This window comes from Pseudomonas sp. 34 E 7 (assembly GCF_900005715.1).
Taxonomy (GTDB): Bacteria; Pseudomonadota; Gammaproteobacteria; order Pseudomonadales; family Pseudomonadaceae; genus Aquipseudomonas; species Aquipseudomonas orientalis_A.
This window is the reverse complement of sequence record NZ_CVTX01000117.1, coordinates 1-14,046: the sequence shown is the minus strand read 5'-3', so window position 1 is coordinate 14,046 and position 14,046 is coordinate 1. Positions and strand designations below refer to the sequence as shown.

General features: G+C 58.9%; 8 protein-coding genes, 2 rRNA genes and 1 pseudogene. 4 read left to right on the top strand and 7 right to left on the bottom strand.

The genetic code is table 11. The features are described from left to right. Both BFP96_RS09920 and BFP96_RS09915 read left to right on the top strand, forming a co-directional pair. Window positions 1-269, top strand: a pseudogene (locus BFP96_RS09920) (murein biosynthesis integral membrane protein MurJ); the annotation flags it as partial. A gap of 22 nt (window positions 270-291) precedes the next feature. Continuing rightward, window positions 292-1,335: an acyltransferase family protein gene (locus BFP96_RS09915; RefSeq protein ID WP_065936117.1), complete on the top strand. Its 1,044-nt coding sequence runs from the start codon at window positions 292-294 to the stop codon at window positions 1,333-1,335. A gap of 125 nt (window positions 1,336-1,460) precedes the next feature. On the opposite strand, the gene BFP96_RS09910 is transcribed toward BFP96_RS09915, so the two are convergent. From BFP96_RS09910 to BFP96_RS09900, 3 genes are all read right to left on the bottom strand, one after another. Next, entirely contained in the window at window positions 1,461-2,033 is a 573-nt protein-coding gene (locus BFP96_RS09910; protein WP_065936116.1) for a DUF4174 domain-containing protein, read from the bottom strand. A gap of 152 nt (window positions 2,034-2,185) precedes the next feature. Further along, window positions 2,186-2,818: a glutathione S-transferase N-terminal domain-containing protein gene (locus BFP96_RS09905; protein WP_065936115.1), complete on the bottom strand. Its 633-nt coding sequence runs from the start codon at window positions 2,816-2,818 to the stop codon at window positions 2,186-2,188. Window positions 2,819-2,857: 39 nt separating this feature from the next. After that, window positions 2,858-5,215, bottom strand: a complete 2,358-nt coding sequence (locus BFP96_RS09900; RefSeq protein ID WP_065936114.1) for a DNA polymerase II — start codon at window positions 5,213-5,215, stop codon at window positions 2,858-2,860. A gap of 204 nt (window positions 5,216-5,419) precedes the next feature. On the opposite strand from BFP96_RS09900, the gene BFP96_RS09895 reads away from it, so the two are divergent. Further along, window positions 5,420-7,621, top strand: a complete 2,202-nt coding sequence (locus BFP96_RS09895; RefSeq protein WP_065936113.1) for a TonB-dependent receptor — start codon at window positions 5,420-5,422, stop codon at window positions 7,619-7,621. A gap of 46 nt (window positions 7,622-7,667) precedes the next feature. On the opposite strand, the gene BFP96_RS09890 is transcribed toward BFP96_RS09895, so the two are convergent. After that, window positions 7,668-8,135, bottom strand: coding sequence for an SRPBCC family protein (locus BFP96_RS09890; protein ID WP_065884391.1), 468 nt, complete (start codon window positions 8,133-8,135; stop codon window positions 7,668-7,670). A 99-nt stretch (window positions 8,136-8,234) separates the two neighbouring features. Here BFP96_RS09890 and BFP96_RS09885 point away from each other — a divergent pair, with 99 nt between their 5' ends. Beyond that, window positions 8,235-8,636: a GFA family protein gene (locus BFP96_RS09885; protein ID WP_065936112.1), complete on the top strand. Its 402-nt coding sequence runs from the start codon at window positions 8,235-8,237 to the stop codon at window positions 8,634-8,636. Between the two features lies 1 nt (window position 8,637). Here the strand turns inward: BFP96_RS09885 and mrdA are convergent, their stop codons facing one another. From mrdA to BFP96_RS09870, 3 genes are all read right to left on the bottom strand, one after another. Further along, complete coding sequence (mrdA, locus tag BFP96_RS09880; protein ID WP_065884393.1) at window positions 8,638-10,530, bottom strand: penicillin-binding protein 2; 1,893 nt, start codon at window positions 10,528-10,530, stop codon at window positions 8,638-8,640. Window positions 10,531-10,783: 253 nt separating this feature from the next. Then, a 5S ribosomal RNA gene (rrf, locus tag BFP96_RS09875) occupies window positions 10,784-10,899 on the bottom strand. Between the two features lie 157 nt (window positions 10,900-11,056). Then, window positions 11,057-13,948 (bottom strand): 23S ribosomal RNA (locus BFP96_RS09870). Window positions 13,949-14,046: the final 98 nt, after the last annotated feature.

Sequence of the window (14,046 nt, the reverse complement as noted above, 5' to 3'; positions counted from 1 at the left end):
TGCCGTTTGCGTTTGGCTTGGCCGGCATACCCCTGGCGGCGCTGGCCGGCGTGCTGTGCACCGCGCTGCTGCTGATGCAGCGCCAGGCCTTGCTCGGCGCCCTGCCGTGGGCCCGGCATTGGCTGATCAGCACCCTGCTGATGGGGCTGGCGGCGCTGCTGTTGTTTCGAATCGAAGGCGTGTGGCTGCAACTGGGCTTGAGCACCCTGGCAGGCGCGGTGGTGTTGCTGGGTATGGGGCTGTGGCTGAAGCCGTGGCGCAAGGCGTGAATGATCGTTCGGGAAGACTCAAATGAAACATCGCTGGATTCAAATGGATATCGCCAAAGGCATCGGTATCCTGGTTATCGTGTACGCCCACAGTTGGTTTGTCGCCAACTCGGTGGATTTGCTCTACCCGATCATTGCCTCGTTCGTGCTGCCGTTGTTCTTCTTTTTGTCCGGGGTGTTCTTCAAGCCCGAGCAGCCGTTCGTGGAGATGGCGGTGCGCAAGGCCGATGGCTTGCTCAAGCCGTTCTTCTTCACCATGTTGGCGTATGTGATCGTGCGCGCTGTGCTGCGCGGGCAGCCGTTGCTGCCGGACATCGGCGGCGTGTTTTACGCCTCGGTGGATACCATCCCGTGGCAGGCGTTGTGGTTTTTGCCGCACTTCTGGGTGGCGATCCTGTTCAGTTGGCTGATGCTGCGCCTGATCCAGCGCCTGAAGCTGCCGTTGCCGGGCGCTTGCCTGCTGGCCGGCGCGCAACTGTGGCTCGGGATCTGGATCCTGCCGTGGTTCTGGCAAGTGCCGGTCAGCGTCGGCGAGCAGACCTGGACAATGCCCGGCCTGCCCTTCAGCCTCGACGTCACACTGATCAGCAGCACCTACTTCATCTACGGCTACCTGCTGCGCGATTGGCTGCGCCGGCATGAGAGTTCGCTGTTGACCCTGCTGATTGCGGTGGCGCTGTTCGCCGCGGTGTTCCTCTACAGCCACGACACCATGGACCTGGCGCAGCGCCGCTACGACCACTGGTTGTGGACCAGCCTGCTGGCGGTGATCGGCGTGTACCTGTGCTGGGCGCTGGCGCGGGTGTTGATGGTGTCGACCCTGCTGACCCGGATGATGACCTACATCGGCCAATCCACCTTGATCGTGCTGATCTTCCACGGCGAGATCCAGCACAAGACCTTCGACCTGATGGAGCGTCTGGGCCTGCAACCGTTCCTGGCGGCGTGTGTGGGCTTTGTGGTGGCGGTTGTGGTGTCGTTGCTGATCGGGGAAGTGATCAAGCGCGTGGCATTCCTGCGGTTTTTCTACTTTCCGTTTCCGCTGCGTAAAGCGGCTAAACCTTAAGCAGGACTGATGTAGGAGCGAGCTTGCTCGCGAAAAACTCACAGGCACCGCGCTCATTCAGAAAGCACGCGTTATCGTTGACGTTTTTCGCGAGCAAGCTCGCTCCTACAGACGGCGGTGTATGCTCAGTCGTCCAGCTGTTGCGGCGCGGGCTTGCTGCCCGGCTTGGCCGGTTTCGCGCCCTTCGCTGGCGCGGGTTCGACCGGTGCAGGTTCCGGTGCGGCAGCCGCTTCTTTTTCGGCCATCGGCATCTGGTCGATGGTACTGAAAAACTCTTTCAGATCGAGCGTATCCGGTGGCACGTTCTTCTCGAGTTTCTTGTCCCCGTCCTTGCCCACCAGGATCACCTTGGTGCCGCTGCCAACCCCAAGCTTGAGTGCGCGGATCAGTGCATTGGTCTCAGGCGGTGTGAGCTTTTTGCTGTCCTTGGGGTCCTTGGCGAACTTCTCGCCTTCGGCGCCGATGCTGCCGAACTTCACGGTGTACAGCACCATGCTGCGTTCTTCGAAGGACTGCCTGGTGGCAGGCTCTTTCAGTTGTTTCTCGAGCGTGGCCAACGTCGGGTTACCGGCATCGAGTTCCACCACGACCAGAGGGCGGGTTTTGCCCAGCTCCAGCTTGAGCGGATTATCATCGGCAGCCAACAACGGCCCCGTAAAAGCCATCAAGGTAGCCAGGGTCAGCGACCGGATGAGCATGCGCACCTCCTTTGAATTCCATGCAGGGTTCTTGAGTTTCATGTCTGCGACAGTCAAATTCAAGGATGATTCCTACGCCACGTTGAGAAGCATAGGTCAGGGCGTACGCTACGCAAGGGTTTGCAGGGCGGTGAGGTGATTGTTTCCTCTGATTACGAGACCTTCCAATCCGGCCAATGCCGGGCGAATACAGGCGCCACAAGCGGGTCGGCGTCCACCCGTTCCAGGGTATGGGCAAAACCTGGGGCCAGATTGTGCAGCGCTTCACGCGCCTCATCCCAGCGCGACACCGCCGCCGCCATGATGCCCAACGCGTTGGGGACGTTGTCGGGGGTAAACAACTGGTCGGCAAACTGATCGGCGAACACCACCCAGGCTTGATGCAGATAGCGCCGCGTGCCGGTGGTCAGTTGCGCTTGCAGGGCCTGATCCACGTTGCCCAGCCAGCGTTGCGGGTAGTCGATGATGCCGATGGCCGAATAGCAATTGGCGGCGATATACAACAGGCCGCGCAGAATCTGCGCGCGGTTGCCGACCAGCAGGTCGGCCTTGGGATACTCGAGGCCCAGGTGGATCAGGATGGCGGCGCTTTCGGTCAGCACCTGCCCATCGGGGGTGACCAGGGTGGGGATCTGTTTCAGGGGATTGATGCGCGCAAGGGCTTCGCTGCCCTCGCTGTCCTGCCAGGAACTGGCCTCCACGCGATGCCACGGCACGGCGCAGCGTTGCAGGGCGATTTCGATCATGCAGGAACCGGACTCGTCGGTGCCATAGAGTGTGTACATGGACGTTTCTCCTGAGTAACGGGTGTTGCGGCGATCCGCCTAGAACAGGCCCATCTGACCACCCACCAGAGTGCCAAAATCATCGTTCACGAACGGCAGGATCGCGTCCGCCACGGGCTGCAATTGCCGGGTCACGTAATGATCGTAGTCGATCGGCGCTTGCCGCACTTCCAAAGGCTCGGGGCCGTTGACGCTGATCACATAGCTGATCCAGCCGCCGCGCTGGTACTGGCGCGGGCGCCCGAGGCGGTCGTTGTATTCATCGGCCAGGCGGGCGGCGCGCACGTGGGGCGGGACGTTGCGTTCGTAGTCATGCAGCGCTCGGCGCAGACGCTTGCGGTAGATCAGCAGGTCGTCGAGCTCGCCGCTCAAGGTGCGACGTACATACTCGCGGACATACTCCTGATGGGGCTGGCGATGGAAGATGCGCCGGTAGAGCTCCTGCTGGAATTGCCGCGCCAGGGGCGACCAGTCACTGCGCACGGTCTCCAGCCCTTTGTAAACCATCTCTTCGCTGCCATCGCCGCGTACTACCAGGCCGGCGTAGCGCTTCTTGCTGCCCTCCTCCGCGCCGCGAATGGTCGGCATCAGGAAGCGGCTGAAATGGGTTTCGTATTGCAGCTCGAGGGCGCTTTGCAGGCCGTACTCGGTGTGCAGATGGCTGCGCCACCAGTCGTTGACGTGCTGCACCAGCGCCTGGCCGATACGACTGGCGTCCTCGTTGGAATGGGCGCTGCCAAGCCAGACGAAGGTGGAATCGGTGTCGCCGTAGATCACCTCATAGCCCTGGGCCTCAACCAATTCCCGCGTCTGGCGCATGATCTGGTGCCCGCGCATGGTGATCGACGACGCCAGCCGCGTATCGAAGAACCGGCAGCCGCTGGAACCGAGCACCCCGTAGAAGGCATTCATGATGATCTTCAGGGCCTGGGACAACGGTGCATTGTGTTCGCGCTTGGCCACTTCGCGGCCTTCGGAAACCCGCGTGACGATGGCCGGCAGGCAATGCCGGGTGCGGGAAAAACGCGCACCGCGAAAGCCTTCCACCGAGTCGCTGTCGTCGGGATGCCTGAGGCCTTCGATCAAGCCCACCGGGTCGATCAGGAAACTGCGGATGATCGACGGGTAGAGGCTTTTGTAGTCCAGCACCAGCACCGACTCGTAGAGGCCCGGGCGTGAATCCATGACAAAGCCGCCGGGACTGGCCTGGGGCGGCTTGTCGCCGAGGTTCGGTGCGACGAAGCCCTGGCGGTGCATCAACGGCATGTAGAGGTGGGTAAACGCCGCGACGGAACCGCCATTGCGGTCGGCGGGCAGGCCGGTGACGCTGGCGCGTTCGAGCAGGAACTCGAGCAGGCCGGTCTTCTCGAAAATCCGCGTGACCAACTCGCAGTCCTTGAGGTTGTAGCGCGCCAGGGCAGGCTTGTCCTCGGCGAACATGCGGTTGATTTCGTCCATGCGCTGGTAAGGCGTGGAGATGTCCTTGCCTTCGCCGAGCAGGGTTTGCGCGACGTTCTCCAGGCTGAACGACTCGAAGCTCCAGGTGGCCGAGCGCAGGGCTTCGATGCCGTCGATGATCAGCCTGCCTGCGGCCGCGGCGAAGTAGTGATTGCGGCTGCCGTGTTCGCGCCAGGTCATGGCTTCACCGCCGCGCCCGAGCAGCAGCGGCACGTTCAGGCGCTGGGCATGTTCGTGCAGTACGCGCAGGTCGAATTGCACCACGTTCCAGCCGATGATCGCATCCGGATCATGGGTGGCCAGCCATTGGTTGAGACGTTCGAGCAGTTGGGCGCGGGTGTCGCAATAGTCGAGCTTGAAATCCACCGTGTCGTGCTTGTTGGGCGGACCGAGCATGTACACCTGGCGCTCGCCGCAGCCTTCGAGGGCGATGGAATAGAGATCGCCCTGGGCGGTGGTTTCGATGTCCAGGGACACCAGCTTCAACGGCGGACGGTAGTCGGGAGCGGGCTTCATCTGCGCGTCGAGCAGGGTGCCGTCCGCATCCGCAGTGCCGCCGAACCACACCGGGGCGGTGATAAAGCGTTCCATCATGTAGCGCTCGGGCGGCCGCACGTCGCCTTCATAGACATCGACCCCGGCGCTGCGCAGGCGCTTTTCGATGTCCATCAGTTGGCGGTGCTGCCGGGCGTAGAGACCCAGGACCGGTCGATGATGGAAATCGCACAACTGCAAAGCGCGCAACTCAATGTCGCGCTCGTCCTTGAGCAGCCAGCCCAGCGGCTTGCGATGGATCTCGGGGATGAACATCACCGAGGTCTGCATGGGTAGGCGAATGCACCGAGGCCCCTGGTCGGTCGCCAGCCAGAAGCTGACCTGCGTACCCGCCGGAGTGTCGCGCCAATGCCGGGTCAGGACAAAACCCTGCTGTAAATCCACCGTACCGCACCTCGGCAATTGCTTTCAGGGCGTGATTCTACTCGGCATCCGGTCAAGGCGGCAGGTTAACTGTCATCTCACAAATCTGTTGCGGAATATGAATAACAATTACTATCATTCGCGCCGGAGTCGTATTCGCGCAGTGAGGAAGCGCACCGTGTTGCCCCCTTCCTCATCATTGACGGTTCACCGTCCGGATTGACCATGCCTCTGTGTAGCCGCCTCGCTGTGCCCTTTCGCCCTACCGTGCTTGCCCTTTGCTGCGCCCTTAGCGCTGCCGCGCAGGCCGATACGAGCAACACCCTGCAACTGGACGCCACGCGCATCGATGCCCAGGCCCCCGCGCCCGAGGCGTTGCCTGCGGTGTACGCCGGTGGGCAGGTTGCCCGTGGCGGGCAACTGGGCGTGCTGGGCAATCAGGACATCATGGACGTGCCGTTCAGCATGGCCTCCTACACCGAGCAATTGATTCGCGACCAGCAGGCGGAAACGGTCGGCGATGTGCTGCTCAATGACGCGTCCGTGCGCCAGGCGTCAGGGTATGCGAACCAGGCCCAGACTTTCATGATTCGCGGTTTGCCGTTGAATGGCGACGATATTTCCTATAACGGTTTGTACGGCATCCTGCCACGCCAGATTATGTCCACTGACGCGCTGGAACGTGTGGAAGTGTTCAAGGGCCCCAACGCGTTCATCAATGGCGTGACGCCGGGCGGCTCGGGGATCGGCGGCGGTGTGAACCTGCAACCCAAGCGCGCCGGTGACGTGCCGCTGCGCCGCTTCAGCACGGACATCAGCAGCGATGGCCGGGTGGGCGAGCATCTGGATATCGGGCAGCGCTTTGGTGAAGACCACCGTTTTGGCGCGCGGGTCAACCTGTCACAGCGCGAAGGCGACACCGGTATTGACGACGAAAACCAGCGCTCGAAACTTTTCGCGGCCGGCCTCGATTACCGTGGCGATGCACTGCGCCTGTCGGGTGATTTCGTGTATCAGAAGCAGCGTATCAATGGCGGACGCAACTCCGTGTTCCTGGGCAGCGCGACCCGCGTCCCGGATGCGCCTTCGGCGGATACCAACTATGCGCCCCGCTGGAGCAGCACCAACCTGGAGGACACCCTGGGCATGCTGCGCGCCGAATACGACCTGAATGAAAACTGGACCGCTTACGCCGCAGGCGGTGCCAAACACAGCCGGGAAATGGGCCGGTATTCCTCGATTACCCTGACCGATAACCTCGGCAATGCCACCTCCAGCCGCTCGACCATTGCCCACGAAGAAGACAACGCCAGCCTGATGGCCGGCTTGAACGGCAAGTTCCAGACCGGCGCCGTCAGCCACCGACTCAACGTCGGCCTGGCCGGCATCTGGACCCAGGCGCGCAACGCCTATGTGTTCAACGGTTCACCGGCGGCAACCAACCTCTACAACCCTGTGACCGGCGCCCCACCCACGCTCAACACGCCGCGCAATACCCCCGGCACCGACTTCAGCGACCCGACCATCACCGCCAAGACGTTCGTGCGCAGCGCTGCAGTGTCCGACACACTTGGTTTGTTCGATGACCGTCTGTTGGTGACATTGGGTGCACGCCGCCAGCAAATGGTGGTGCAAGGCTACAACTACATGAGCGGCACACGCACGGCCAACTACGACGAATCGATCACCACGCCGGTCTACGGCATTGTGTTCAAGCCGTGGGAGCACGTGTCGCTATACGCCAACCGCATCGAAGGCCTGGCCCAGGGCCCCACCTCGCCGCTCAAATCCGGTGACCGGACGATCATCGGTGGCGGGCAAGCCTATGCACCGGCGCGCTCCAAGCAGATCGAAGCGGGCGTCAAGGTCGACATGGGCACCTATGGCGCCACCCTCGGCGTGTACCGTATCGAGCAGCCAGGTGCGGGTTATGCGCAAGTCATCGATGCAACTACGGCGCGCTATGTGCGCGAAGGCCAGCAGATCAACAAAGGCGTCGAACTGAACGTGTTCGGCGAACCGGTAAGTGGCCTGCGCTTGCTTGGGGGGGTGACGCTGATGAAGACCGAACTCAAGGGCACCCTCAACGGTGCCAACGACGGCAACCGCGCCATCGGCGTCCCTTCGTTCCAGCTCAACGCCGGTGTGGATTGGGACGTGCCCGGCCTGCAAGGCGTGACCCTCAATGGGCGCATGCTGCGCACGGGCGGCCAGTATGCCGACGCGGCGAACAACCTGAGCCTGCCCGCGTGGAACCGTTTCGACCTGGGTGCGCGCTACACCTTCGCGCTGGCTCAACGTGAGGTAACACTGGGCGCTACGATGGAGAACGTCGCCAACGAGAAATACTGGGAATCGGCCCAAGGTGGCTTCCTGAGCCAGGGCGACCCGCGGGTAGCAAAATTGTCGGCGACGATTGATTTCTAACAACACGGCGGTTGACGATGGGCATCAGCGTTGATGCCCGTTCGCGTCAGGCGCGCCTGGCGCTGTTCAGATAGTTTTCGATGTTACCCATTTGCTCATCCCAGCCCCGGGAGTTCATCTTGAACGCTTTCTGGCGTCGAGCCTGGGGGACGTTGTCGAAACCCGATTCCACCACCCGCAGCAGAATGCCCGGGGCGCGATCCTCAAGGGTGAATTCCACCAGCGTCGGTTCCTCCTTGTCGTAGTCGATATCTTTATCTACCGCAAAGGGATGCCACCAGAAAGAAAACAGCGTTTGCGGCAGGATGCGTTCGATCCTGGCCTTCCACACCACATGTTCGTAGCCTGGGTAGGTGATCTGCGCTTCAAGGGTTTCGCCGGTCACAAAGGTTTTTCCCTTGAGGGCAATACCGAACCAATCACCAAATCGCTCAGCATGGGTGAGCGCTTCCCACACCTGTTTACGTGATGCGTTGAGCAGGACTTTTCGTTCGATCCGATCCAATACGTGCATAAGTCACCTCCTCCATTGAACACTAGGCGACATCGACCAATGCGCAACTTTTGGTTATGCGCGATGATGATGTCCCCATCCTTGACCTGGTCATAGGTTATGACTGAACGCTTGAAAGGAAGTTGCTTTTGCAAAGGTGTGGGCTACCAGGTGGACCGCCTGGACATGCCCATCAGTCACTGCCACTGCAACAGTTGTCGCAAGGCGCACGCGGTCGCGTTTGTCGCCACGGCCGGCGTGATGCGCGAACACTTTCGCTGGACTCACGGTGAAGAATTGCTGTCGTCGTTCGAGTCATCACCGGGCAAGCAGCGCCATTTCTGCTCGCGCTGCGGCTCCCATCTGATCGCCGAACGCGCGCACCAACCCCACATAATCGTGCGGGTGGCGACGCTGGACGATGATCCGGGCATCAGGCCCACCGCCCATATCTGGACAAGCCATGATGTGCCCTGGCTTGTTGATGACGGCGTAGAGCGCTGGGGCGAATGGAAAGTCTGAGTCAGACGCGCGGGTCGCCAGGCGCTTTGGCCGGCGTCGCATATTGCGGCTTCAAATGACCCTCCTGGTCGAGCAGCCAGGCATCCATGATCTGCCGCACCACCGGGCCCGCTACTCGGCCACCGGCCTCACCGTTTTCGATCATCACTGAGATCACGATCTTAGGATGTTCGGCTGGCGCGAAGCCGACAAACAAGGCGTTATCGCGATGACGCTCCAGCGTCTTGTTGCGGTTGTAACGCTCGCCCTGCTTGATCGCCACCACTTGCGCGGTGCCGCTTTTGCCGGCGATTCGGTATTGGGCACCTTGCGCGGCCGCGCGGGCGATACCGCGTGGGTCGTGCATGACCAGTTGCATGCCGTGGTTGACCTGTTCCCAGTCACGCGGGTCCTTGAGGACTACGTTGGGCATCGGGTTCTCATCCACCGGTGGCACGCCGTTGATGGTCTTGGCCAGGTGCGGCCGGTTCCATACGCCTTTGTTGGCGATCAGCGCAGTCGCCTGGGCCAGCTGCAGCGGGGTGACCTGCATATAACCCTGGCCGATGCCCAGGATCACGGTTTCGCCGGGGAACCAGGGCTGGCGGCGTGTGGCGCGTTTCCAGGCCTGGGAAGGCATCAGCCCGGCGGACTCTTCGAACATGTCCAGGGACACCTTCTGACCCAGGCCGAATTCGGCCAGGTAATCATGCAGGCGATCGATGCCGAGTTTGTGGGCCAGGTCATAGAAGTAGGTGTCATTGGAGCGCATGATGGCGGCGTCCATATCTACCCAGCCGTCGCCGCTGTGGTTCCAGTTGCGGTATTTGTGATCGAAGTCCGGCAGCTGGTAGTACCCTGGATCGAACACGCGGGTTTGTGGTGTGACCACACCGCTGTCGAGACCTGCGATGGCCACTTCGGGCTTGATGGTCGAGCCTGGCGCATACAGCCCGCGCAGCACGCGGTTGAACAGCGGGCGGTCGATGGAATCATGCAGCGCGGCATATTCCTTGAAGCTGATGCCGGTGACGAACAGGTTCGGGTCGAAACTCGGCTTGCTGACCATGGCCAGCACCTCACCGGTTTGCGGGTCCAGGGCAACCACCGAACCACGACGATCACCCAGGGCCTCTTCGGCGGCTTCCTGGAGCTTGACGTCGAGACTCAAGACAATGTTTTTACCGGGGATAGGGTCCGTGTGCTTGAGCACCCGCAACACCCGCCCCTGAGCGTTGGTTTCGACTTCTTCATAACCGACATGACCATGCAGTTCCGATTCGTAGAAGCGTTCGATGCCGGTTTTGCCGATCGATTGGGTGCCGCGGTATTCCACTGAATCGAGGGCTTTGGACTCTTTCTCGTTGATTCTTCCGACATAGCCAATGGAGTGAGCGAAGTGTGCACCCAATGGGTAGTGGCGAACGAACTGGGGCTCAACGTCTACACCCGGTAGGCGGAACTCGTTGACGGCCAGGACGGCGATCTGCTCTTCGGTCAGCTCGTAGAACAGCGTGACGGGAACAAACGGATGGCGGGCCTGTTTGAGCGCTTTGTCGAACACAGCGCGATCTTCGGCGGGCAGGTGTAACAAGCTGACGATCGCGTCCAACTCACCCTTGAGGTCGGTGGTGCGCTCGCGGGTGATGGTCAGGTTGTAGCTGGGCCGGTTGTCGGCCAGGACCACGCCGTTGCGGTCATAGATCAAGCCGCGCGTGGGGGTGATGGGCAGCACGTGGACGCGGTTGTTTTCGGAAATGGTGGAGTGATAGTCGTATTGCACGACCTGCAGGAAGTACATCCGGCCCACCAGTGCGCAGGTGATACCGATCACCAGGAGTGCGCAGGCAAGCAAACGTTTGTTGACCAGACGGTGTTCTTTTTCGTGGTCCTTGATGGGTATCGGTTCAGGCATTTCTACAGCATCTCGTTGAAAAAGGTCGACGCCGCATCCTGCGGATAAAGATCAATCCTTGTGAAAATGTGCTGCACCATACCAAAAATGCAGAAACACTTTGTATCGATTTGCCTCAACGGAGGGTTATTTCATCCAGGAAAGCGAAGGTGCGGTAGTAAGCGAGCGATGGGGCGGCGGCTGAAGAGTTGCTTTTCGAGCGCCCAAAACAAAACCCCTGTTTGCGTTAGCAAACAGGGGTTTTGGAATTTAATCTTGACGATGACCTACTCTCACATGGGGAAACCCCACACTACCATCGGCGATGCATCGTTTCACTACTGAGTTCGGGATGGGATCAGGTGGTTCCAATGCTCTATGGTCGTCAAGAAATTCGGGTACTGAGTCGTGACCACATGGCCTCGCTTCAGCAAATTGGGTATGTGATAGCTGTCGGTGTTTTGTGAGCGTCGAACTTTCGGTTCATCTCGTCTTCACACACCGCAATCTGATGCTCGTTAGAGTAGTCAAATTGCTTGGGTGTTATATGGTCAAGCCTCACGGGCAATTAGTATTGGTTAGCTCAACGCCTCACAGCGCTTACACACCCAACCTATCAACGTCGTAGTCTTCGACGGCCCTTCAGGGAACTCAAGGTTCCAGTGAGATCTCATCTTGAGGCTAGTTTCCCGCTTAGATGCTTTCAGCGGTTATCTATTCCGAACATAGCTACCCGGCAATGCCACTGGCGTGACAACCGGAACACCAGAGGTTCGTCCACTCCGGTCCTCTCGTACTAGGAGCAGCCCCTCTCAAATCTCAAACGTCCACGGCAGATAGGGACCGAACTGTCTCACGACGTTCTAAACCCAGCTCGCGTACCACTTTAAATGGCGAACAGCCATACCCTTGGGACCGGCTTCAGCCCCAGGATGTGATGAGCCGACATCGAGGTGCCAAACACCGCCGTCGATATGAACTCTTGGGCGGTATCAGCCTGTTATCCCCGGAGTACCTTTTATCCGTTGAGCGATGGCCCTTCCATACAGAACCACCGGATCACTAAGACCTACTTTCGTACCTGCTCGACGTGTCTGTCTCGCAGTCAAGCGCGCTTTTGCCTTTATACTCTACGACCGATTTCCGACCGGTCTGAGCGCACCTTCGTACTCCTCCGTTACTCTTTAGGAGGAGACCGCCCCAGTCAAACTACCCACCATACACTGTCCTCGATCCGGATAACGGACCTGAGTTAGAACCTCAAAGTTGCCAGGGTGGTATTTCAAGGTTGGCTCCACGCAGACTGGCGTCCACGCTTCAAAGCCTCCCACCTATCCTACACAAGCAAATTCAAAGTCCAGTGCAAAGCTATAGTAAAGGTTCACGGGGTCTTTCCGTCTAGCCGCGGATACACTGCATCTTCACAGCGATTTCAATTTCACTGAGTCTCGGGTGGAGACAGCGCCGCCATCGTTACGCCATTCGTGCAGGTCGGAACTTACCCGACAAGGAATTTCGCTACCTTAGGACCGTTATAGTTACGGCCGCCGTTTACCGGGGCTTCGATCAAGAGCTTCGCGTTAGCTAACCCCATCAATTAACCTTCCGGCACCGGGCAGGCGTCACACCCTATACGTCCACTTTCGTGTTTGCAGAGTGCTGTGTTTTTAATAAACAGTCGCAGCGGCCTGGTATCTTCGACCGGCATGAGCTTACGGAGCAAGTCCTTCACCCTCACCGGCGCACCTTCTCCCGAAGTTACGGTGCCATTTTGCCTAGTTCCTTCACCCGAGTTCTCTCAAGCGCCTTGGTATTCTCTACCCAACCACCTGTGTCGGTTTGGGGTACGGTTCCTGGTTACCTGAAGCTTAGAAGCTTTTCTTGGAAGCATGGCATCAACCACTTCGTCGTCTAAAAGACGACTCGTCATCAGCTCTCGGCCTTAGAATCCCGGATTTACCTAAGATTCCAGCCTACCACCTTAAACTTGGACAACCAACGCCAAGCTGGCCTAGCCTTCTCCGTCCCTCCATCGCAATAACCAGAAGTACAGGAATATTAACCTGTTTTCCATCGACTACGCTTTTCAGCCTCGCCTTAGGGACCGACTAACCCTGCGTCGATTAACGTTGCGCAGGAAACCTTGGTCTTTCGGCGTGGGTGTTTTTCACACCCATTGTCGTTACTCATGTCAGCATTCGCACTTCTGATACCTCCAGCAAGCTTCTCAACTCACCTTCACAGGCTTACAGAACGCTCCTCTACCGCATCACTTACGTGATACCCGTAGCTTCGGTGTATGGTTTGAGCCCCGTTACATCTTCCGCGCAGGCCGACTCGACTAGTGAGCTATTACGCTTTCTTTAAAGGGTGGCTGCTTCTAAGCCAACCTCCTAGCTGTCTAAGCCTTCCCACATCGTTTCCCACTTAACCATAACTTTGGGACCTTAGCTGACGGTCTGGGTTGTTTCCCTTTTCACGACGGACGTTAGCACCCGCCGTGTGTCTCCCATGCTCGGCACTTGTAGGTATTCGGAGTTTGCATCGGTTTGGTAAGTCGGGATGACCCCCTAGCCGAAACAGTGCTCTACCCCCTACAGTGATACATGAGGCGCTACCTAAATAGCTTTCGAGGAGAACCAGCTATCTCCGAGCTTGATTAGCCTTTCACTCCGATCCACAGGTCATCCGCTAACTTTTCAACGGTAGTCGGTTCGGTCCTCCAGTTAGTGTTACCCAACCTTCAACCTGCCCATGGATAGATCGCCCGGTTTCGGGTCTATTCCCAGCGACTAGACGCCCTATTAAGACTCGCTTTCGCTACGCCTCCCCTATTCGGTTAAGCTCGCCACTGAAAATAAGTCGCTGACCCATTATACAAAAGGTACGCAGTCACCCAACAAAGTGGGCTCCCACTGCTTGTACGCATACGGTTTCAGGATCTATTTCACTCCCCTCTCCGGGGTTCTTTTCGCCTTTCCCTCACGGTACTAGTTCACTATCGGTCAGTCAGTAGTATTTAGCCTTGGAGGATGGTCCCCCCATATTCAGACAAAGTTTCTCGTGCTCCGTCCTACTCGATTTCATGACTAAGAGATTTTCGCGTACAGGGCTATCACCCACTATGGCCGCACTTTCCAGAGCGTTCCGCTAATCTCAAAGCCACTTAAGGGCTAGTCCCCGTTCGCTCGCCACTACTAAGGGAATCTCGGTTGATTTCTTTTCCTCAGGGTACTTAGATGTTTCAGTTCCCCTGGTTCGCCTCTTACGCCTATGTATTCAGCGTAAGATAACCATCTTATGATGGCTGGGTTCCCCCATTCAGACATCTCCGGATCAAAGTCTGTTTGCCGACTCCCCGAAGCTTTTCGCAGGCTACCACGTCTTTCATCGCCTCTGACTGCCAAGGCATCCACCGTATGCGCTTCTTCACTTGACCATATAACCCCAAGCAATCTGGTTATACTGTGAAGACAACATTCGCCGAAAATTCGAATTTCTCAATTAAGAGAACTCACAAATTTTACCTTAGCCTGA